Here is a 1,111-nt window from a genome sequence, read left to right on the forward strand (position 1 = left end):
TCGAACCAGTGACCTCTTCGGTGTGAACGAAGCGCTCTCCCACTGAGCTAATCGCCCGGGAACGCACTGAACCATACAGGTCCTCGCGGGTGTCCTTCAAACCGAATGCCCGGTACTCACCTCCGTATCTGAGTACGGGAGCCCATGGCACGGCGTGTGGCGCGGACCACACTCGCTCATATGAAGAATGTGCCGCCGCCCGCCCAGGAGCTGGCGATCATCGACCAGGAGCTGGTCCGACTCGACGCACGCAGAGGCCAGTTGCTGGCGCGCCGGGCGTATCTGCTGAGTCCACCGGCGCAGCCCGTACGTCCCACGGCCCCCTCGACACCTCAGGCCTCGCCTCAGGCCTTCCGGCCGAGCTCTCCGCCGCCGAGTGCGCAGAATGTGCTGCTCATGCTCGGCGGAGTCCTGCTGGCGATCGCCGCGATCGCTTTCACTCTGGTGAGCTGGGGCCATCTGGGCATCGGCGGCCGTGCGGCGGTACTGACCGGAGTGACCGTTCTGACGCTCGCGGTGCCCGTGTCGCTGCTGCGCCGCGGTCTGCGCTCGACCGCGGAGGCGGTGGCCGCGCTGGGGCCGGTGCTGACAGTCCTCGACGCGTACGCGCTGTACCGCGTGGCGCTGCCGGGCACGGACGGTCTCGGTTACACGGCCGCCGCCACCGCCGTGCTCGCCGTGCTCTGGGCCGGATACGGGACGGCTCTCGGCGCCCTGCGCGGTCCGCTGCCCGCGGCCGTGCTGACGGCCCAACTCCCGCTGACGCTCTGGGCGCTGGCCACCGGCTCCACTCCGCTGACGGTCGCCTGGGCCCTGCTGGTGACGGCGGCGCTGGACACCGCGCTCGCGCTGCGTACGGGATCCCGTACGGTACGGGGCTTCGCGGGCGTCGCCGCCGGGACGACCGCGAGCGGAGCGCTGCTGGTGGCCGGGGAACTGTCCGTATCGGCGTGGACACCTCTGGTGGCGCTGCGGCCGGGCGCGCTGCTGCTCGCGGCGGCGGCTCTGGGACTCTTCGTGGCCCGGCGCCGCCAGGCCGAGTGGCGTGCGGTCGCTCTCGCGTGCGCGGCGGTGGCGGGCCTGGCGGGAATCGCGGCGGGCGGGGGGGGGG

At 72.5% G+C, this 1,111-nt stretch carries 1 pseudogene; it reads left to right on the forward strand.

Features of this window, described 5'->3' with window-relative positions:
* Positions 1-180 precede the first annotated feature (180 nt).
* Positions 181-1,111 (forward strand): annotated as a pseudogene (locus GA0115259_RS34005) (hypothetical protein); the annotation flags it as partial.

The organism is Streptomyces sp. MnatMP-M17 (assembly GCF_900091995.1).
Taxonomy (GTDB): domain Bacteria; phylum Actinomycetota; class Actinomycetes; order Streptomycetales; family Streptomycetaceae; genus Streptomyces.